The sequence below is a fragment of the Parafrigoribacterium mesophilum genome (assembly GCF_039652555.1).
In the GTDB taxonomy this organism is placed as follows: Bacteria; Actinomycetota; Actinomycetes; order Actinomycetales; family Microbacteriaceae; genus Parafrigoribacterium; species Parafrigoribacterium mesophilum.
Genome location: NZ_JBDJAF010000001.1, coordinates 1,258,438 through 1,277,646 on the forward strand (window position 1 = coordinate 1,258,438; position 19,209 = coordinate 1,277,646).

Annotated in this window: 18 protein-coding genes and 1 riboswitch; of the genes, 7 read left to right on the forward strand and 11 right to left on the reverse strand. The window is 66.8% G+C overall.

Annotated elements, in window-relative coordinates; translation table 11 throughout:
- Nucleotide 1: 1 nt before the first annotated feature.
- Nucleotides 2–925 carry an aldose 1-epimerase family protein gene (locus ABFX56_RS06005; protein ID WP_346232353.1) on the reverse strand — a complete coding sequence of 308 codons (924 nt, stop codon included), beginning with the start codon at nucleotides 923–925 and terminating at the stop codon, nucleotides 2–4.
- Nucleotides 926–1,011: 86 nt separating this feature from the next.
- Between ABFX56_RS06005 and galK the strand changes: the two genes are divergently transcribed.
- Together galK and ABFX56_RS06015 are read left to right on the forward strand one after the other, a co-directional pair.
- A complete protein-coding gene (gene galK, locus ABFX56_RS06010; protein WP_346232354.1) occupies nucleotides 1,012–2,172 on the forward strand; it encodes a galactokinase in 1,161 nt (386 codons plus the stop codon).
- A gap of 212 nt (nucleotides 2,173–2,384) precedes the next feature.
- Entirely contained in the window at nucleotides 2,385–2,975 is a 591-nt protein-coding gene (locus ABFX56_RS06015; protein ID WP_346232355.1) for a hypothetical protein, read from the forward strand.
- Nucleotides 2,976–2,984: 9 nt separating this feature from the next.
- On the opposite strand, the gene ABFX56_RS06020 is transcribed toward ABFX56_RS06015, so the two are convergent.
- From ABFX56_RS06020 to ABFX56_RS06055, 8 genes are all read right to left on the reverse strand, one after another.
- A complete protein-coding gene (locus ABFX56_RS06020; RefSeq protein WP_428834424.1) occupies nucleotides 2,985–3,845 on the reverse strand; it encodes a bifunctional methylenetetrahydrofolate dehydrogenase/methenyltetrahydrofolate cyclohydrolase in 861 nt (286 codons plus the stop codon).
- An 11-nt stretch (nucleotides 3,846–3,856) separates the two neighbouring features.
- Nucleotides 3,857–5,158 (reverse strand): serine hydroxymethyltransferase, encoded by a 1,302-nt coding sequence (gene glyA, locus ABFX56_RS06025; protein ID WP_346232357.1) that lies wholly within the window; start codon nucleotides 5,156–5,158, stop codon nucleotides 3,857–3,859.
- A 40-nt stretch (nucleotides 5,159–5,198) separates the two neighbouring features.
- Nucleotides 5,199–5,281, reverse strand: a riboswitch (ZMP/ZTP riboswitch).
- Nucleotides 5,282–5,468: 187 nt separating this feature from the next.
- On the reverse strand, nucleotides 5,469–6,410 hold the full coding sequence (locus tag ABFX56_RS06030; protein ID WP_346232358.1) for a Gfo/Idh/MocA family protein: 942 nt from the start codon (nucleotides 6,408–6,410) through the stop codon (nucleotides 5,469–5,471).
- Complete coding sequence (locus ABFX56_RS06035) at nucleotides 6,407–7,321, reverse strand: carbohydrate ABC transporter permease (RefSeq protein ID WP_346232359.1); 915 nt, start codon at nucleotides 7,319–7,321, stop codon at nucleotides 6,407–6,409. The genes ABFX56_RS06030 and ABFX56_RS06035 overlap by 4 nt, the downstream gene beginning before the upstream one ends.
- The gene (locus ABFX56_RS06040; RefSeq protein ID WP_346232360.1) at nucleotides 7,318–8,316 is read right to left on the reverse strand and encodes a carbohydrate ABC transporter permease; all 999 of its coding nucleotides are present in this window, start codon (nucleotides 8,314–8,316) and stop codon (nucleotides 7,318–7,320) included. Before ABFX56_RS06040 ends, ABFX56_RS06035 begins: the two co-directional genes overlap by 4 nt.
- Nucleotides 8,313–9,725 carry an N-acetylglucosamine/diacetylchitobiose ABC transporter substrate-binding protein gene (ngcE, locus tag ABFX56_RS06045; RefSeq protein ID WP_346232361.1) on the reverse strand — a complete coding sequence of 471 codons (1,413 nt, stop codon included), beginning with the start codon at nucleotides 9,723–9,725 and terminating at the stop codon, nucleotides 8,313–8,315. The genes ABFX56_RS06040 and ngcE overlap by 4 nt, the downstream gene beginning before the upstream one ends.
- A 52-nt stretch (nucleotides 9,726–9,777) precedes the next feature.
- Nucleotides 9,778–10,551: a sugar isomerase domain-containing protein gene (locus ABFX56_RS06050; RefSeq protein WP_346232362.1), complete on the reverse strand. Its 774-nt coding sequence runs from the start codon at nucleotides 10,549–10,551 to the stop codon at nucleotides 9,778–9,780.
- 8 nt (nucleotides 10,552–10,559) lie between these two features.
- Complete coding sequence (locus tag ABFX56_RS06055) at nucleotides 10,560–11,522, reverse strand: MurR/RpiR family transcriptional regulator (protein WP_346232363.1); 963 nt, start codon at nucleotides 11,520–11,522, stop codon at nucleotides 10,560–10,562.
- A gap of 106 nt (nucleotides 11,523–11,628) precedes the next feature.
- Here ABFX56_RS06055 and ABFX56_RS06060 point away from each other — a divergent pair, with 106 nt between their 5' ends.
- The 5 genes from ABFX56_RS06060 (at nucleotide 11,629) to ABFX56_RS06080 (ending at nucleotide 17,427) form a co-directional block, all read left to right on the forward strand.
- Nucleotides 11,629–12,633 (forward strand): N-acetylglucosamine kinase, encoded by a 1,005-nt coding sequence (locus ABFX56_RS06060; RefSeq protein ID WP_346232364.1) that lies wholly within the window; start codon nucleotides 11,629–11,631, stop codon nucleotides 12,631–12,633.
- A complete protein-coding gene (locus tag ABFX56_RS06065) occupies nucleotides 12,630–14,564 on the forward strand; it encodes a DUF5107 domain-containing protein (RefSeq protein ID WP_346232365.1) in 1,935 nt (644 codons plus the stop codon). Before ABFX56_RS06060 ends, ABFX56_RS06065 begins: the two co-directional genes overlap by 4 nt.
- 72 nt (nucleotides 14,565–14,636) lie before the next feature.
- A complete protein-coding gene (locus ABFX56_RS06070; protein WP_346232366.1) occupies nucleotides 14,637–15,536 on the forward strand; it encodes an SIS domain-containing protein in 900 nt (299 codons plus the stop codon).
- Nucleotides 15,536–16,492, forward strand: a complete 957-nt coding sequence (locus ABFX56_RS06075; protein WP_346232367.1) for an ROK family protein — start codon at nucleotides 15,536–15,538, stop codon at nucleotides 16,490–16,492. The genes ABFX56_RS06070 and ABFX56_RS06075 overlap by 1 nt, the downstream gene beginning before the upstream one ends.
- Complete coding sequence (locus ABFX56_RS06080) at nucleotides 16,489–17,427, forward strand: 1-phosphofructokinase family hexose kinase (protein ID WP_346232368.1); 939 nt, start codon at nucleotides 16,489–16,491, stop codon at nucleotides 17,425–17,427. Before ABFX56_RS06075 ends, ABFX56_RS06080 begins: the two co-directional genes overlap by 4 nt.
- Before the next feature lies 1 nt (nucleotide 17,428).
- Here the strand turns inward: ABFX56_RS06080 and ABFX56_RS06085 are convergent, their stop codons facing one another.
- Nucleotides 17,429–18,307 (reverse strand): carbohydrate ABC transporter permease, encoded by an 879-nt coding sequence (locus tag ABFX56_RS06085; protein WP_346232369.1) that lies wholly within the window; start codon nucleotides 18,305–18,307, stop codon nucleotides 17,429–17,431.
- Complete coding sequence (locus ABFX56_RS06090) at nucleotides 18,300–19,202, reverse strand: carbohydrate ABC transporter permease (protein WP_346232370.1); 903 nt, start codon at nucleotides 19,200–19,202, stop codon at nucleotides 18,300–18,302. The genes ABFX56_RS06085 and ABFX56_RS06090 overlap by 8 nt, the downstream gene beginning before the upstream one ends.
- Between the last annotated feature and the right edge of the window lie 7 nt (nucleotides 19,203–19,209).

The window sequence follows — 19,209 nt, forward strand, 5'->3', positions numbered from 1 at the left end:
GCTACGCGCCGGCTTCGCCGTACGTGACGCCCCAGCTGGCGCTCCACGATTGGTCAGGCCCCAGCCAGCGCACACCGTCGCCGCTGTTGAACGCGTTCGCCGGCGCCGTCATCGGCTCGATCGCGATGGCCAGCTCCCGGCCGGGGAAGGTTCGAGTGGTGAACGCCTGCACGTAGCCGAACGAGAGGTCCTGCCAGAGGGTGAGCATCCGGCCGTCCGGCGAGCGCAGCGTGTGCCTGGCGACGCCGTCGTGGAACTCGACCCCGCCGAATCCGTCGTCCAGGCGCAGTTCGTCGACCAGGCGGCCGCCGCGGAAGTCGTACTCTGTACCCTCCACCGGCACCTCACGAATGGGGTTGAGTCGTGCATCCACCTCAAAATGGGTGGCCGCGGCGATGCTGAGTGTGAGTTCCGCGGTCGGGACATCGTCGATTCTGAAATACGGATGCGCCCCGATGGCAACCGGCGCCGGTTCGGCCGAGATGTTGGTGATGTCGTGGGTGACGGTGATGCCGTCGTCCTCCAACTGGTAGCGCACCACTGTGTCCAGCTGGAACGGGTAGCCGTGCTGCGGGAAGACCGTCGCCGCCAGGCTGATCGCATCAGCGCTTTGTTCCTGCACGGTGTAGGCGGTGTGCCGCAGCAACCCGTGGATCGCGTTGTGCTTGTCCGGCTCGCTCAGGTCCAACTGCTGCCGCACTCCGTTCCACCGCCAGACGCCGTCTTCGACCCGGTTCGGCCACGGCACCAGCACGCTGCCGGCCCCCAGCGGCGGCGTATCGGATTCGGAAAACGTCTCGACGAGTTGCACATCGCCAACGCTCAAGAACCTGAGTCCCCCACCCACCTCGGTTAGGATGGCCCGGGACAGGCCGTGGCCACTCGTCCTGGTCAGTTCAAACTGTTTTCCTGTTGCCGAGCGCATGCTGCCAGCCTAAATGACCAGGACAACCGGGCCGCGGAGCCCCGCGGCGAAGTTCTTTCGGCACCAGATCGGTAGGAGCACCCCCCATGACGGACCTTCGGGACGACACCAGAGCCGGCTTCGCCGAGCTCTACGGCTACGCGTCCACCGGTGTGTGGTCGGCGCCTGGCCGGGTCAACCTCATCGGCGAGCACACAGACTACAACTTCGGCTTCGTGCTGCCGTTCGCCATCGACCTGCGCACCGTCGTTGCCGTGGCGCCTCGGACCGACGGCCGGATGCGGGTGGCCAGTTCCCTCGCGCACGAGGCCGTGGACGTTGAGCTCGCACAGCTGTCACCGGATCGACTGGACGGCTGGTCGGCTTATCCGCTGGGAGTGGCGTGGGCGCTGGGACGCTTCGGCGTCGCACTGGACAGCGCGCACGGGTTCGACCTGTTCATCGACTCCAACGTGCCCGTCGGGGCCGGCCTGTCGTCATCCGCCGCCATCGAATGCGCCGTCGCGCTCGCGCTCAACGAGCTGTGGGAACTCGGCCTGGACCGGCCGACGCTGGCGAAGGTGGGGCAGCTGGCCGAGAACGAGGCGGTCGGAGCACCCACCGGCATCATGGACCAGTCGGCGTCGCTGCTCGGCGAGCCGGATTGTGCGGTGTTTCTGGACTGTCGCAGCACAGACTCCGAGATCATCCACCTGGGTTTGAAAGACGCGGGGCTCGAAATCCTCGTCATCGACACCGGCCAGCCGCACGAGCACGCCACCAACGGGTACGCGCAGCGCCGTGAGTCCTGCGAGCGGGGCGCCAAGGAGCTCGAAGTGGACTCGCTGCGCGACGTGGACATCGAGGATCTGCCGCGGGCACGCGCGCTGCTGGACCCGATGACGTTTCGGCGGGTGCGCCACGTGGTGACTGAGAATCAGCGGGTACTCGACACGGTGCGTGCGCTCCGCGAAGAAGGAGCTGGCGATATCGGGCGGTTCCTCGACGGATCGCATCGGTCGATGAGCAGCGACTTCGATATCTCCACTCCCGAACTGGATCTCGCGGTGGAGACCGCCTGCTCCCACGGCGCGTTGGGAGCCAGGATGACCGGCGGCGGCTTCGGCGGGTCGGCCATCGCGTTGATCCCGATACAGTCGCGCTCCCTCGTGCAGGGTGCCATCGACGGCGCCTTCGCGGAGCACGGTTACGGGCAGCCTGATACCTTCGTGGTGAACGCGGCTGCCGGGGCGACCCGAGAGCCATAGTCGGCACTCGAGCGGAGGCATTGGTGCGAGGGTCCTTACCACACGCCCGTCTGAGCGTTGTGGGTGGTGCGGCCGCGTGCGCGATCCTGTGCACGCTCCTGCTGGCCGGATGCGCAACCGCTGCGCCGGCGACACCGAAGACGACGACTACCCCAACACCGGCCACCGCATCACCACAGCCTCCCAGTGCAACACCCGAGGACCCGTCGGACGTGCTGTTCACGATTAACGCGACGGCGCGCGCCACCGATGGCAGCCGGGTGGGTGTCACCCTCACCGCGCATCTCCCGGTGGCCTACACCGACCCCGCGGTGCGGGAGCTCAGCGGCGAATTCCTCGACGGATGCCCGACCGACGCCTCGGGCCGCCCCATCACCGAGGAGACCCTGGTTGACACCGGCAGCGCCCTGATGCCGCTCACGTTGACCAGCAACCGGCCGGGACAGACGTTCGTGGCGCCGATCCAGCTGTTCCTCGGCGGCCCGTACACCACGCAGACGGTCTCCGGCGCGGGGATTGTGCCCCCGGCAGAGGGATGCACGGGCATCTACACCTGGATGAAGTCTGGCGAGGCGCACGCGCTGATCGACTTTCAGACCAACGCGTCGGTGCCGGACGTGACGATGTGGCGCTACGGCCACTACGGCTTCGTGGTGGCTCCCGAGTCTGGTGCCACGATCGAATCCTGCAGCGTGACGATGACCGCGCTCGGGGAACAGGCCGGCGTCAGCGACATCCACGGGTGGGATCCCGCGACGGCCGCCACCGGAACCTCCTGCGGAATCGGATACAGCGGCGAGTAGCCTCCTGGACTACAGGCGCTCGGCGGCCTCGATCACGTTGGACAGCAGCATGGCCCTGGTCATAAGACCGACACCACCGGGAACCGGGGAGAGATAGCCGGCCACCTCGGACACCGCGGGATCGACGTCGCCGGACAGTTTGGCCCTCCCGGAGTCGGTGGTGCCAACCCGGCTGACTCCGACGTCCACGACGGCAGCACCGGGCTTCACCCAGTCCGGCTTGACCAGATGCGGGACGCCCACCGCTGCGACCACGATGTCCGCGCGGCGCACTTCGGCCGCGAGGTCGACCGTGCGCGAATGCGTGAGCGTCACGGTGGCATCCAAGCCCTTGCGGGTGAGCAGGAGGCCGAGTGGACGGCCGACCGTGATTCCTCGTCCGATCACGACGACGTGCTTGCCGCTGATCGGCACGTCGTACCGCTGCAGTAGTTCGACGACGCCGGCCGGGGTGCACGGCAACGGCGACTTCAGGTCCCCGGCGACGCCAAGCACGAGCCGGCCCAGGTTGGTGGGATGCAAGCCGTCCGCGTCCTTGGCCGGGTCCACGAGTTCGAGCATCGCGTTATCGTCGAGGCCGTCGGGCAGGGGAAGCTGCACGATGAATCCGGTGACCGCGGCGCTGGAGTTCAGTTCCGCGATCGCGGCACGCACGTCGGCGGCGGAGGCGGTGGACGGTAGGTCGATCCGGATCGACTCGATACCCACTTCGGCGCAGTCGCGGTGTTTGCCGGCGACATAGGAGTGCGACCCGGGATCGTCGCCAACGAGCAGGGTGCCCAGACCTGGGTGGATGCCCCGCTCGCGTAAGAGCTTCACGCGCACTGCCAGTTCGGCCTTCAGGACGGTCGCGGTGGCGACGCCGTCCATCCGGATAGCGCTCACCACTGCTCCAGTCCCGGGTACAGCGGGAAGGCATCCGACAGTGCGGTCACCCGCGTGCGCAGCTCCGAGACATCCGCCCCAGGCTTGAGCGCCGTGGCAATGATGTCGGCCACTTCGGTGAACTCGGTGTCGCCGAATCCGCGAGTGGCCAGGGCCGGAGTGCCGATCCTCAGTCCGGAGGTGACCATCGGCGGGCGCGGATCGAACGGCACCGCGTTGCGGTTCACGGTGATGTTCACGTCGTGCAGCAGGTCTTCGGCCTGCTTGCCGTCCATGGGCGAGTCCCGCAGGTCGGCGAGCACGAGGTGCACATCGGTGCCGCCGGTGAGCACGTCGACGCCGGCATCCTTCATGTCTGCGGAGACCAGCCGGTCCGCGAGGATCTTCGCGCCGCGCACGGTGCGCTGCTGCCGGTCCCGGAACTCGTCAGTGGCCGCGAGCAGGAACGCCGTGGCCTTGGCGGCGATAACGTGCATGAGCGGACCGCCCTGCTGCCCGGGGAACACGGCGGAGTTGAGCTTCCGGCCCAGGTCGGGATCGCGGCTGAGGATGAAGCCGCTGCGCGGTCCGGCGAGGGTCTTGTGCACGGTGCTGGAGACGACATCCGCGTAGGGGACCGGGCTCGGGTGCAAGCCGGTGGCCACCAGGCCGGCGAAATGAGCCATGTCCACCCACAGCTTGGCGCCTACCTCGTCGGCGATGGCGCGGAAAGCGGCGAAGTCGAGCTGGCGAGGATAGGCGGACCAGCCGGCGATGAGCACCGTCGGCCGGTACTCCAGCGCCTTGTCGCGCACGATATCCATGTCCACGAGGAATGTCTTCGGGTCGACCCCGTAGGCGGTGGCGTTGTACAGCTTGCCGGAGAAGTTCAGCTTCATGCCATGGGTGAGGTGCCCGCCGTGGGCGAGTTCCATACCGAGGATGGTGTCGCCGGGAGTAGCCAGCGCCGCGAGCACCGCGGCGTTGGCACTGGCACCGGAGTGCGGCTGTACGTTGGCGAATGCGGCGCCGAACAAGGACTTGGCCCGGTCGATCGCGAGCTGCTCCGCGACATCCACGTACTCGCATCCGCCGTAGTAGCGGCGCCCGGGGTAACCTTCCGCGTACTTGTTGGTGAGCACGGAGCCTTGCGCCTCGAGCACGGCGCGGGGAACGAAGTTCTCACTGGCGATCATCTCGAGGTAGTCGCGCTGGCGGCCAAGCTCGCCCTTCAGCACGGCGGCGATCTCCGGGTCGACGCTCTCGAGCGGGTCGGTGAAGGTGGACGGAAGTCTGCTGGTGGAAAGTGCGGTGTTCAACTGGAGCTCCTCGACGACATCGGATGACTAATACGGTATCCGCTTCGGCCCAGGCGAACGGCCAAATCGTTGTCAGTCGCTCCCCGATGGTGCCCCATCCGAACGCCAGTTGCGACTTTCTTAGTTTAGCCGAGCCCGATCCCTCATCTTCAATCCCTTCTTTGACCTCGCCTCTAGTCCCGTTTCACGGAGTTTCTGTCCCAAACAGGCCCGGATCGCCGGTAACCGGGGCTGCGGTGACAGTTTTTCCTTGAAACGGGTCCTTGAAACGGGTGCTTGGGCCGGGTGGTGGAACGGGTTCTGGAAGCGGTCAGGGGTGGATGGTGGTGGCGGCGGTCAGGGATGCGGCGGCGGCCAGGGCGAGCCGAAGAGCCCAGATGGCAGCGTCCACCGGGCACAGTGTCGGCGGCGTGCCGGTGTCCACACAGTGCAGAAAGTACTCAGCCTGCCGGGCATACGGGTTCTCGTCGGCGATCGAGGTGGGCGACGCATCCGAAAAGCGGTAGTGGGCCAACCCGTCACTGCCGACCAGTTCGATCGAGCTGGTGAACGGGGTACCCGGCGGCATGGACAGGTGGGTGAGCACCTGCCCGATCCCGCCGTCCGCGTATTCGACGGTCGTCTCGATCGGGCCGTCGTGCCAGGCCCGCACCGCGGTCACCGCGACGGGAGTGCCGAGATAGAGGTTCAGCTGATCGAAGTCATGGATGCCGAAATCCACCAGAATGCCGCCCGACTGCGACTCGTCGCGCATCCAGGGCGCCTGTTCCCCCGGGGCACTGATCCGCCGCGCCCGCACGGCCAGGATCCGCCCGAGTTGCCCGGCCTCAGCCTTGTGTCGAAGGGCGCGATACCCGGCGAAGAAGCGCACGACGTGCGCCACCATGAGTACGGTGCCCCTGGCCTCGGCGGCGATCGCCAGGGCCTGCCCCACCGTTAGTGCGATGGGTTTTTCGAGCAGCACATTCTTGCCGGCGCGAAGCGCCCGGATGGCAATGTCCTCGTGCGTGGGCGTTGGTGTGCAGATTGAGACGATGTCCACCTCGGGGTCCGCCAGCACGACGTCGAGATCGGTCACGAACCGGGCGGATGCCGCGTGCTCCCTGGCCCGTTCGGGGCCCGGCGCACAGATGTACCGGACCTCCTGCCCCAACTCGGACCAGGCCCTGGCATGCTCCCGGCCCATCCGGCCCTGCCCGATGACGCCCACCGTGTGCGGGGATGAGGCCCGTGTCGCGGTTGGCGGCGTCACTTATTGGTGCCCTGCGAGACAGATCCCTGCAGCTGGCGTTGGAAGATGAGGTAGACGATGAAGACCGGGATCACCGTGATCACCACGGCGGCGAACAGCGCACCGAAGTCCACGGAGTAGCCCGCCTGGGACGCGAACTGCGCCATGCCTTGCGTCAGCACGTACTTCTCGGGGTCGGTGTTCAGCGCGATGGGCAGCAGGAACTGGTTCCACAGTCCGACGAAGTTCAGGATGGCCACGGTCGCCAGTCCGGGCTTGGCCATCGGCAGCATCACCTGAAAGAAGGTGCGCCACTCCCCCGCTCCGTCGATCGCCGCAGCCTCGGCGATCGAGTTCGACAGCGACTTGAAAAAGGAGAACAGGAAGAACACCGTGAACGGGTAGGCGAACGCCGCGTAGGTGACGATCAGCCCGGGAAGGGTGTTGAGCAGCCCGAAATTCTGCAGCACGAAGAACAACGGCACGATGGCCAGGAAGATCGGGAAGGTCAGCCCGGCGAGCATCAGGTAGTAGAGGACGCGGGACCCGGGGAACTGGAACCGAGCCAGCACGTAGGCGGTCATCGATCCGAACAGCATTGTCAGAATCAACGCGCCGAACACCACGACCAGGGTGTTGAAGAAGAAGCTTCCGATGTGCGCGGTGGTCCAGGCGCTGACGTAGTTGTCGAAGTTCCACTTCGAAGGCAGCGAAAACGGCGAGGCGAAGATCTCCGAATTGTTCTTGAACGACGACAGCACCGTCCAGATCAACGGGAGGATGATGACGATCGCCCAGATGACCAGGACGGTGTGGGAGATGCCGCCGACGACTCGGTCGCCGGTGGTCGGTTTGCCGGAACGCGCGGCAACCGGCGTGGCTCGGTCGCTGCCGGCCGCGGCGGGGGGCGCATCCAGAGTTGTGTGTGTCATTCGGCTACGTCATTACTTCCGCCGGTGAGCCGGTTCACGAGGAAGACGACCCCGGCGAACAGGAGCGTCACCAGGGCCAGGACGACGCCCATGGCGGAGGCGTAGCCGAACTGGCCCTTGGTGAACGCGGTGGTGAACAGTTGCTGGGATATCACCAGGGTCGAGTTGGCTGGCCCCCCGCCGGACTCCAGGGCGGCCATGTACACGAAGGCGTCCAGCGCGAGGATGCCCATGTAGATGTAGGCGGTCTGCACGTTGTCCCGGATCAGCGGGAGCGTGATCGTGGTGGCCGTGCGGAAGCGTCCGGCGCCGTCGATCCTGGCTGCCTCGTAAATCTCGGCCGGCACGCCCTTGATCGCGGCGATGAACAAGACCATGTAGAAGCCGATCAGTCCCCACACGATGACGAACATCACCGCGGGCATCGCCGTCTTGATTTCGCCGAGCCAGGCGAAGGATTCGAATTGGTCAAGGCCGAACAGCGTGAGGATGCCGTTCAGGATGCCGGTGTTGGGGTCGTACACCTGCTGCCAGATCAGCCCGATCACGATGGCCGGGATGACGTAGGGGAAGAACGAGATGACCCGATAGAAGCTGGAATTCTTGAGTCCTCGGATGGCGCCGTGGCTGGGCCCGCCGATCGTGACGAGGGTGGCGAAGATGAAGGCGATGCCGAGGGTGACGATGGGCAGCACGACCGCCAGGGTGACGCTGTTGCCGACCGACTTCATGAACGTGGCGTCGTTGAACAGCTTCACGTAGTTGGACAAGCCGATGAAGTTCATCCCGGCCGTGAACCCCGACCAGTCGGTGAGGGAATAGTAGGCGGCCTGGATGAACGGCGACACCACGAAAATGACGTAGCCGATGAACGGGACCACCAAGAAGACAAGCAGGAAGCTGACCTTGTCGAAGGTCAAATCCTTGCGCCGGATGCGCCGGGCGGCGGTAGTCTTACCGCCGTCCGGCTGTGCAACCGGGGTTGCTACGGTCACTTGACGGTAACCTTCTTCACCGATGGATCGTTGGCCACCTTGTCCGTGATCGCCTGCAGCGAGGAGGTCAGCTTGGCCACGTCGGAACCGCCCTGCAGGAAGGTGTTCCACACCACCAGCTGGTCGACGTTGGTGCCGTAGAGGTCGACGAAGTTCCAGGAGAAGATGTTCTCTCCCGCGTCCTTGAGCAGCTTGACCTGGGACACCAGCGCCGTCGAACCGAACCCGTCCTCGGGAATCGTGTCCTTGACGACGGTCGAGGCAAGCTTCGTCTTCGCGAAGTTGACCGCGGCCTCGCGGGACAGCATGGCGCGCAGGAACTCTTTGCCTCCCGCCGGGTTCTTCGACTTCGACGGCACGATGTAGCCCTCGCCGGCCGTGGAGTGCAGCGCTTCCCAGGGCATCTTGGAGCCACTGGTGACGGTGGGCTCCGGGGCACCGGTCATCTTGAAACCTTCCTTGGTGTCCTTCTTCATCTCGTTCTCGATCCAGCCACCGGATGGGTACAGGATGAAGTCCTCGGCGTTGCTCCATTGTGCCTGCGCCGCCGTGAACTGGGTACCCGCACCGCCGGGCTTGACGTATCCGGCGTCGATGATCTTCTTCAGACCCGTGAAGACCGCCTGCACCGCCGGAAGCGACCAGCAATCCGGCTTCAGGTTCTCCAGCGCCAGACGGACCTCGTCGCCGCCCTCCTTGATCGCGGATGCGATCGCCATGGTCTGGTAGTAGGTCGCCGCTTCCTTGCCCCAACCGAGCAGGTACTTGCCCTTCTCCTTGGCCTTGGCGCCGAGCGCAAGCATTTCGTCGTAGGTCTTGGGCACGGTCCATCCGTTTTCCTCGAACAACGAGGCCGAGTACCACAGCGCGTAGACGGTGAGCGCGTAGTTCAGTACCACGAACTTGCCGTCGAACGTGCCGGGCTCGACGACCCCGGAGTACAGCGTGTCCTTGATCACCTTGCCCTCGTAGTTGTTGGCGCCTATGACATCGTCGAGAGTCTCGAGTTGGTCGCGGATGGTGTTGATGCCGATCAGGTTCGCGCCGCTGTTGTCGATCACGTCCGGCGGGTTGCCCGCCACGAAGCGCGGCTGCAGGGTCTGCGCGATGTTGGTCTGCGGTGAGACCTTGACCGTGGTGCCCTTCTGGTGGGACTCGACTTGCTTGCCAGCGAACTCGGCGTAGTCGATGCCGTAGCCGCCGTTGAAGATCACGGCGTCAACGGTGGAGGTGGCGGCGAGCCCGAACGGGTTCTTTTCGCTCTTCTTGCCGCCGGGGGAATTATTCGTGGTGGTGCCCCCGCCGGTGGCGCAGGACGCCAGAGTGATTCCCAACGGGATCGTCAACGCTGTGGCGAAGGCACCGCGGAGGAAATCGCGCCGCTCAAGCGGCTTGTCCTGGATTTTCATGGTGTATTACCTTTCATTCTTGGTGTGTTGGTCGTCACTGGCCAGGTAAGAGTCATGCGCTGCGCCGGATTTTGTCCTTGTAAAGGGCTTCGAGCGCGTGATTGTGCTCGTCGCCACCGGGAATGTTCGCCGAGATGTAGAGCGGCGGCGTCTTGCCGGCCTGCGAGATGCGGTTCGCCGTGCCGATGGTCAAGATCTGCGCGATGAACGCGGCGGTGATGGACGACACCGCGCCTACCGGGATTCCGCCGGGAAACTCGAGCGTCGAATCACCGAACGGTGCCCTGTTGTCCAGCACGACATCCGCGACTTCGTACAGCCGCTTGCCGCTCGGATGCTTCGGCGCCACACGCTTGGTGTGCTCGAGGCTGGTCACGGCGATGAGCTTGTGCCCGGTTTCCTTGGCCTTGAGCGCCAGTCCGACGATGGACCCGTTCACCCCGGAGTTCGACGCGATGATGAACACGTCGTCCGCCCCGATCGGAGAAATCTCGAAGAGTTCGTCGACCACTGACGCGCTGCGCTCCAACGCCGAGCCGGTCAGGTCGCCGAGGTCCCGGCTGCCGCGCAACACCACATCGCGCAGCGCGATCTTGGTGGTGGGGATCAGCCCGCCCGCCCGCCCGGCGATCTCCATCGCGAATGCTTCGGAGTGACCAGTGCCGAACGCCTGGATCACACCGCCGGCCTCGATGGCGTTCACCATCAGGTCGATGGCCGCGTCGAATCCACCGGCGGCGGCGTCCGCCGCCAGTGCCTCGATGCGCAAGTTGACTTCGCCAGCGTACTTGCGGACCAGTTCGGACAGGTCGGTGGATTGGGGCACGTGTTCTCCTACATCTGTTTCAGGGCGATGGGCATGGGATGCTTCGTCGTGCGCGGCCTCGACGGGGACCGCAGCGGCAGGCGGTGCGCGGAGACCGCGAGCGCAGAAGTCGAGAGATTTTGGGTCGACCGGGCGAAGTTCTCCTGGGCGATCAGGAGGTACAGCAGGTCGAGCACCAGCAACTGCGCGTGTTTGGCGGTGAGATCGTCTGGTTGCAGGAACCGCTCGTACACGGACGTGATGATGTTGAGGTCCGCCGCCTCGGCCAGGGGCGATTTCGGGTTGTTGCAGACGGCGATCGCCAGGGCTCCGGCACGCCTGGCCTGCTCGAGCATTTCAATGGTCTCGGTGGTGCGGCCGGTATTCGAAATGCCGATCGCGACGCAGTCCGAATTCTGGATGGCGGCGCTGGTGAGGCCGGCATGCACCTCGGACCAGTGGTGGGTGTTGATCCCGATCCGGTAGAGGCGGCTCTGCATCTCGCCCGCGAGCGCCGCGCTGCCACCGATGCCGTAAATGTCCACGTGGCTGCACCCGGCGATGCGGCGGGAGATGTCCTTCATGAGCGGCAGGTCCATGATCGACGCGGTCTCGCGCAGCGAGCGGGTGTGCGCGTTGAGCAGGGTGCTGAGCACGTCGGCCGGAGAATCGTCGGGACCGAAGGCCCGCCCGATGTCGGCCTTCCAGGATTCGCGGGCGGCGCTGCGGCCGAGATCGGTCGCGATGCTCACCCGGAACGGCACGTAACCGGCGAATCCGATCAACCGACAAAAGCGAGTCACCGTGGCCGCGGAAGTTCCGGCGCGACGCGCAAGATCACCGATCGACATTTTCAACGGTGCCTGCGGATGCTCAAGCAGAAAGGAGGCGATCTTCTGCATCGTCCCCGACATTTCAGGGAACTGCGACTGAATACGGCTCAGGACGCCGATCGCCGGTTCAGCGGCGGAAGATTCGGGCGTCGATGCCATCCTGGGATTCCGTTTCTTGAACGTCGGCAGTGATAAGAGTTATTCTTACCACGAGGGATGCTCCTGTCAAGCATCCTCGGCCCCGCTCAGCGACGAAACGGTAACGATGCTCTCAGTCCTAGCCATCGATGCGGGAGGCACCTCCACGCGCGCGATCATCGTCGATGAATGCGGCAATTGCCTCGGCTTCGGCGCCGCCGGCGGCGGAAATCCGATCTCAGCCGGTTTCGAACCGGCGCTCGCCTCACTGGCTGCGGCGACCAGCGCGGCGCTGAAATCCAGCCCCGGCACCGAGGTCATCTCCTCAGCCCTCATCGCGATGGCGGGAGCCACCTCCCGGATGCCGAGGCAGGAGTTGACGCGACGATTCACCGCGCTCGGCGTGCGAGGAGAACTCGCCCTGGAGTCCGACCTGCTCGCGATGTTCCGCTCCGGAACGCTGTCCGACAGCGGGTACGCCCTGATCGCCGGAACCGGCTCGGTGGCCGCCCGGGTCCAAGCGGGCGTCTTGAGCACGGTGTCCGGGGGTGCCGGCTGGCTCCTGGGCGATGGCGGTTCCGGATTCTGGATCGGCCACCGGGTGGCGCGGGCGGTCGTGGCCGTTCTCGATGGCCGCGGCCCTGATACGGCACTGACCACGGCGCTGTTGTCCGCCGTTGGTCTCACTGCGACCGGCGAGCGTGCCCATGGCCGCGCGCGCGTGCTCTTGGACCTCATCGACGTGCTCTATGCCTTGCCGCCGGTCGAGCTCTCCCGGTTCGCACCGCTGGCGTTCCAGGCGCGAGATGATGCCGTCGCCCTCGAAATTCTGACGACAGCCGCGATCGAGCTGGTCGACACGCTGGCCGCCATCCGGCCCGCGCACGCGACCGGTCCGGTGGTGCTCGGTGGCAGCATCCTGGGCACGATGCCGGGCGGCAATCCCGTGGCACAGTCGCTGGCGAGCGCCCTCGGGCCGGCGGAGCTGATCCAGGCGCGGGACGGCCTCGTCGGCGCTGCGGTGCTCGGCCTGACCCGCGCGGGGGTGAGTGTGGACGCGGCGATGCAGGATCGGATCGGCAGCGGCGTCGCCCGCTTTCGCCAGAGCGCGACGACGGGATCGACACCGTGACCGAATCCTCCAGCCTGCGGGTTGAGCAGCGGACCTTGGCCATCGCCTGGCTCGGCGACCAGAACCCGCTGCCGATGGTCGGGCCGCCGCAGGAGACGTACCGGATCACCGGGGCGGTGCCCGCGGAGATCATCGAAGGCTCCCGCTACGGCAACCCGCCGAATCTGTACCCGTACCAGGAGCAGGCGGGGTACACCCGGGAGTTGCACGAGCGCGACGTGCGCTGCGTGGTGCTGGAGAACGAGCACCTGCGCGCAGTCTTCCTGCCCGAGCTGGGCGGCCGGCTGTGGGAACTGTTCGACAAGGATGCGCAGAAGCATTTGGTGCATACCGGTCCGGCCATCCAGTTCGCCAACCTGGCGCTGCGGAACGCCTGGTTCGCCGGCGGAATCGAATGGAACATCGGCACCCGCGGCCACTCGCCGACGACCTGCGCACCGCTGCACGCGGCCGTGGTGCGCACGAGTGACGGGCACGAGGCGCTGCGGATGTGGGAGTTCGACCGGTTGCGCGAGGTCGTCTTCCAGGTGGACGCCTGGTTGCCGGACGACTCGCGCCTGCTCTTCGTGGCAATCCGCATCCGGAACCCCAATCCGGTCACGGTGCCGATGTACTGGTGGAGCAACGCCGCCGTACCCCAGACGCCGCAGACCAGAATCATCGCGCCGAGCAATTCCGCCTTCGCCAGCGACGAGACTGACGGCCTCGCCCGGGTGGTGCCCACCGATGAGGACGGTGTCGACTGCAGCTGGCCGACCCGCAATCGCCGGGCACGGGACTTCTTCCTCGACCTCGCGCCTGAGACGCCGCGATGGATCCTCGCCGCCGACGCTGACGGCGACGGGCTCGCCATGCTCTCCACGCACAGACTCCGCGGTCGAAAGCTGTTCGTCTGGGGCGAGGGCGCCGGAGGCCGCCGCTGGCAGGAGTGGCTGAGCCCGGCCGGCGGCAGGTATGCCGAGATCCAGGCCGGGCTGGCACAGACCCAGTTCCAACATCTGCCGATGCCGGCCGGTGCGCAGTGGTCGTGGGTGGAGGCGTACGGCAACGGGCGCGTCGACCCGGCTCTGGCGCACTCGCCCGACTGGAGCACCGCCGTCGCGCACTGCCAGGAGCGCATCGACAGCCTGCTCGCCGCCGACATCCTTGAGACGGCGCTGGCGCGGTCGCGGGCGGATACGCTACCCGAACGTCCACTGTGCGCAGGCAGCGGCTGGGGTGCGTTGGAGGCGCTGCGGAGGCAGCGGTCCGGCATGGGATGGATCGACGAGACCGGCACGCCTTTCGACCCGGGCACTCTTACCGCCGAACAGGAGCCGTGGCGGCAACTGCTCACCGGATCCGGCTCAGGGGTGTCGCACTCCCCCGGCACGGTGAGTTTTGTCCGCGGCGAGGACTGGGAGGCTCTCCTGGAAGGCGAAAGAGTGAGCGGGCCGGTGCTCTGGCGCCTTGCCGTCATGAAGCACGCGCGAGGTGACCTCGAGGCCGCCCGCAAGCTTTATCTGGAGACGCTGGCGATCGTCCCCGAGGACGTCATACTTGCCGCCGCGGCCCACCGGGGACTGGCACTAATCGCCCGCTCCCGTGGACGAACCGCGGACGCGATCAAGCGCTACCGCACCGCGTGCGCGCTGGACCGGGCGAATAAGGCTCTGCTGATCGAGGCGGTCACCGCGCTCCTCGCGCTCGATGTGGCCGGTAGCGCCCTCTCGCTGATCGAGCTGTCGACTGCACCGGCGAGCGGCAGGGTGCGTTTTCTGCGGGCTCAAGCGCTCGCTCACAGCGGGCACCAGAAGGCCGCCGCAGACATCCTGAGGCGAGGGCTCGAAATACCGGACCTGCGCGAAGGCGAGAACTCCCTCGCGGAACTGTGGCGCCGGGTGGTGTCGGAGACGGATGTCCCGCCCGCGTATCAGTTCGACATGTCGTAATATGATTATTAGGCCATGGTTTCGATCATTAGCGATCACATTTCTGGTCGCGAGGAAGAGGGAGTGCAACTCATGACCACCACCGAACACGCGCCGGCCGGGGCGCACATGGAGGAAGAACTGCGATCGCAACCGGATTCGTGGGCACACGCGGTGGCGTTGGGACCGCAGGCCGCGCTGCCGGCGGACGGGACGCGGGTCGCCGTGGTCGGCTGCGGAACCTCCTGGTTCATGGCGCAAAGCTATGCCGCGTTGCGGGAGCAGACCGGGCACGGGGAAACCGACGCGTTCACCGCATCCGAGTCCTTCCCGGATCGTCCGTATGACGCGGTCATCGCGCTGTCCCGGTCCGGCACCACGACAGAGGTGCTCGAATTGCTGCAGGGTATCCGCGGACGGGTGCGTACCACCGGGATCGTGGGAGATCCGAACACACCCCTTGTCGACGCCGTCGACGATGTGATCGCATTGCCGTTCGCCGATGAGGTCTCGGTCGTGCAGACCCGTTTCGCCACGACGACGCTGGCGCTGCTGCGCTCGTCGCTCGGGGAGAACCTCGACCAGGTGATCGCCGACGGCCGGTCGGCGGTCGCCGCGCCGCTGGATGAAAGCCTGGTCACGGCCGAGCAGTACACCTTTCTCGGCACTGGATTCTCGGTCGGCCTCGCAAACGAGGCTGCGCTGAAGATGCGGGAGGCATCCCAATCCTGGACGGAGTCGTACCCGGCCAAGGAATACCGCCACGGGCCGATCAGCATCGCCGTCGGCGGCCGGGTCGTGTGGATGTTCGGTGCGGCCCCGGCGGGCCTCGCCGCCGCCGCCGACGCGACCGGCGCGCGCTTTGAGCAGCGCGACCGCGACCCGATGGCCGATCTCATCCGGGCGCAGCGCGTCGCACTGGAGCGGGCGCGCCGCGCCAACCTCGACCCCGACGCACCGCGGAACCTCACCCGATCGGTTGTTCTGAGCTGATGACGGCGTTGCGCAGTGGCGCCACCCCAGGTCTCGGCGCCGGCAGCGCCGTTCTGGCGTTCGACGTGGGCGGAACGGACACCAAGGCCGCGCTCATCGACGACGACGGCCGGGTGCGTGACATCGTCCGTGTCACGACACCGCTGCGGGAGACCGGAACCGAAGACGCCGTCTTGGACCAGGTCGCCTCCCTGGCCGCCGGCTTTCGCGACCGACACCCGTCGGTGTCGCCGCGGGCCGCGGGACTGCTCGTCCCCGGCTACGTCGACGAGGAGTCCGGAATCGGAATTTTCTCGGAGAACTTGGGTTGGGCCAACGTGCCGTTCCGCGACCGGGCGAGCGCGCTACTGGCGGTACCGGTGGCGTTCGGCCACGACGTTCGCGGCGCGGGCGAAGCGGAGTACCGGCTCGGCGCCGCTGCGCCGTTTCAGAACGTGGTCGTGATGGCGATCGGCACCGGCATCGCCGGGGCGATCTTCATTGACGGCAAGACGTACCTCGGCGGCGGTCTGGCCGGCGAAATGGGGCACTCCATCGTGGCCGACGGCCCGGAGTGCGCATGCGGCGGCCGCGGCTGCCTCGAGGCGGTCGCCTCCGCCGGCGCGATCGCGCGGCGATTCAACCAGCTGACCGGCCGGAATCTGCCCGGCGCCAAGGAAGTGCTGGCCGCGGCGCACGCCGGCGACACGGACGCCCGGATGATCTGGGAGAGCGCCCTGGACGCCCTCGCCCTCGACCTCTCGCACACCGTGGCGCTGCTCGCGCCGGAGGCGATCGTGATCGGTGGCGGCCTGGCCGGCGCCGGCCCGGCGCTGTTCGAGCCGCTGCGCGAGAGATTGGATGCGCTGCTCACCTTTCACCGGCGGCCGGTGCTGCTGCCGGCGAGTATCGGCGAGAACGCCGGCGTGATCGGCGCGGCGCTCAAGGCGCGGGATCTCGCGGGAGCCGCCGGGTGATCCTCACCGTCACTGCGAATCCGGCCATCGACCTCACCTTCCGCGTCGACGGCCTGCTCGTCGGGGAGAGCAATCGGGTGCCCACCGCGCGCTCGCGGTCCGGCGGCAAGGGTCTCAACGTGGCGAGGGTCGCGCATCAGCTCGGCCACGATGTGCTGGCACTGGCGACCGTCGGCGGCGACACCGGGGTCGAATTCGCGCGCGGGCTGGTGGGGCGCCCCCTGCCGCACCTGCTGGTGCCGGTCTCGGCGGCCACGCGGCGCAGCATCGCGTTGGTGGACTCCGGCAACGAGGCGACCACAGTGCTGAACGAGACCGGGAGTCCGCTAGCAGAGAGGGAGTGGCAGGCGTTGACCGCTGCGGTGCGCGCCCAGGTCGGCGCGGCAACCTGCCTGGTCGGCTCTGGCAGCCTGCCGCCCGGCGCGCCGGATGGGTTCTACGCCGAACTGGTCCAGATCGCGCACGGGGCCGGGGTTCCGGCCATCATCGACGCGACCGGCGACGTGCTGCTGGCTGCCGTGCGGGCCGGCGCGGATCTCGTGAAGCCAAACCGGCGGGAACTGGTCGAGACGACCGGCCAGGCGGATCCGCTCGCCGCAGCGCTCAGCCTGCTCGACGCCGGCGCGCGGATGGTGCTGGTCTCCCTCGGCGAAGACGGGATGTTCGCGGTGAGTACCGGCGACCGCACGCCGCTGTTCGCGCGGCTGCCCCGGTGCGCCGGCAACCCGACCGGGGCCGGCGATGCAGCCGTTGCGGCGGCCGCGGTGTGCCTGACCGCCGGGGACGATGACCCCGAGGCGATCCTGCGCCGGGCCTGCGCGTGGTCGGCCGCGGCGGTGCTGGCGCCACTCGCCGGCGAGGTGGCCGGCGACGTGCGCGCGCTTGAAGCGGCCGTCACCCTGAGCCGGTCGACCGCCTCCCCTCCCGTCGGATAGCTCACTTGATGCCGGTGAACGCGAGGCCCTCGATCACCCGGCGTTGCAGCACGATGAACAGGATGAGGATCGGCGCCATCGTGAGCACGCTCGCCGCCATGAGCACTGGGTAGTTCACTGTCGGCACGCCGGCGAGCGAGGCGAGACCGACGGACAGCGGCGCGGCATCCGATCTCGTGGAGACCACCAGGGGCCAGAGCAGCTCGTTCCAGGAGAACAGCACGACGAGGATGGCGAGCGCGCTCACGGCGGGGCCGGTGAGCGGAAGCATGACCTTCCAGAAGATCTGGAACGGGTTGGCTCCGTCGAGCCGCGCCGCCTCCTCGAGCTCGACCGGGATCCCCATGAAGAACTGCCTCATGAGGAACGTCCCGAACGCGCTGAACAGGCCGGGCGCGACGATGCCCGCCACGGTGTCGAGCAGTCCGAGGTTCTGTACGATCTGGTACTGCGACAGCAGGTACACCTGCGAGGGGACCATGAGGATCGCGAGCACGAGTGCGAGCATGATCCCCCTGCCCCGGAATCTCATGCGTGCGAAGGCGTAGCCGGCGAAGGTGCACAGGATGATCTGCACCACCACCCGGATGACCGTGATCCAGATCGACACCCCGAGCTGTGAGAAGAACGGCATGACGTCGAACACCGCGAGGTAGTTGTCGAAGCGCAACTCACTGGGAACGAAGGTCGGCGGCACGCTCGTGACCTCGGCGTTCGAGGAGAGCGACATGATGAGCTGCCAGAGGAACGGCAGCGCCATGGCGAGCCCGCCCAGCACGAGGACGATGTGGGCGAACAGGTGCGAACCGTAGCGTTTCGTTTCGGAGCTTCGCCCGCGTGATCGTCGCGCGCCTGTGATCCGGAGCGTGGGACTAGTCATAGTTCACCCACCTCTTCTGGAGCCTGAACTGAAGGAATGTGACGATCCCGATGATGACCAGGATGGCGAGCGCGATCGTCGCCGCGAAACCCTTGTCGTTCCTGATGAAGCCGGTCTCGTAGAAGTAGAAGACGAGCGACTGAGTCGCCGGCATGACGGGATTGTTCGGTCCGAGCATGGCGTAGAGCGCATCGAACAGTTGGAAGCTGCCGATGATGGTGATGATGGTGATGAAGAAGATGCTCGGCGACAGCAGCGGCACTGTCACGGACCGGAATCGTCGCCACGGGCTCGCGCCGTCGAGTTCTGCGGCCTCGTAGAGCTCAGTCGGGATGTTCTTCAGACCTGCGCCGAGGATGAGGATGGCCAGGCCGAACGAGCCCCAGAATCCGACGAGGGAGACGGATATCAGCGCGAGGCCGGGGGTCGAGAGCCAATGCGGTCCGTCGATGCCGACGACGGAGAGCACGTAATTGATGATGCCGAAGTCGCCGTTGAACATCATGCGCCAGACGAGGGAGATGGCGACCGGCATGGCGATGTATGGCAGGAAGAACAGCACGCGATAGAGGGAGGAGAACTTCAGGCCAGGCCGGTTGATGAGGCTCGCGAGGAACACCGCCACCGGGATGCCGAGGAGCACGATCCCCGAGTAGATGAGGGTGTTCAGGATGGCGCGGTAGAAGTCGGGGTCCTGGAACAACCGGACCCAGTTGTCTGCCCCGATCCAGGTCTGCCCGCCGAAGACCCCGAACTTCGTGAACGAGAAGTAGATCGTCTGCAGGATCGGCCAGAGGTAGAAGACGCAGACGCCGAGGAAGAGGGGGGCAACGAACGCCCAGGGCCACCATCCGTCCGTCCGGGCCAGGCCGCCCGGACGCCGGCGGTCAGGCATGCTGACC

Excerpts from the sequence above, each read along its gene's own strand:
- ABFX56_RS06005 (WP_346232353.1), bottom strand. The coding sequence starts at position 925 with ATGCGCTCGGCAACAGGAAAACAGTTTGAACTGACCAGGACGAGTGGC.
- galK (WP_346232354.1), top strand. The coding sequence starts at position 1,012 with ATGACGGACCTTCGGGACGACACCAGAGCCGGCTTCGCCGAGCTCTAC.
- ABFX56_RS06020 (WP_428834424.1), bottom strand. The coding sequence starts at position 3,845 with ATGGACGGCGTCGCCACCGCGACCGTCCTGAAGGCCGAACTGGCAGTG.
- ABFX56_RS06035 (WP_346232359.1), bottom strand. The coding sequence starts at position 7,321 with ATGACACACACAACTCTGGATGCGCCCCCCGCCGCGGCCGGCAGCGAC.
- ngcE (WP_346232361.1), bottom strand. The coding sequence starts at position 9,725 with ATGAAAATCCAGGACAAGCCGCTTGAGCGGCGCGATTTCCTCCGCGGT.
- ABFX56_RS06055 (WP_346232363.1), bottom strand. The coding sequence starts at position 11,522 with ATGGCATCGACGCCCGAATCTTCCGCCGCTGAACCGGCGATCGGCGTC.
- ABFX56_RS06060 (WP_346232364.1), top strand. The coding sequence starts at position 11,629 with ATGCTCTCAGTCCTAGCCATCGATGCGGGAGGCACCTCCACGCGCGCG.
- ABFX56_RS06070 (WP_346232366.1), top strand. The coding sequence starts at position 14,637 with ATGACCACCACCGAACACGCGCCGGCCGGGGCGCACATGGAGGAAGAA.
- ABFX56_RS06075 (WP_346232367.1), top strand. The coding sequence starts at position 15,536 with ATGACGGCGTTGCGCAGTGGCGCCACCCCAGGTCTCGGCGCCGGCAGC.
- ABFX56_RS06085 (WP_346232369.1), bottom strand. The coding sequence starts at position 18,307 with ATGACTAGTCCCACGCTCCGGATCACAGGCGCGCGACGATCACGCGGG.
- ABFX56_RS06090 (WP_346232370.1), bottom strand. The coding sequence starts at position 19,202 with ATGCCTGACCGCCGGCGTCCGGGCGGCCTGGCCCGGACGGACGGATGG.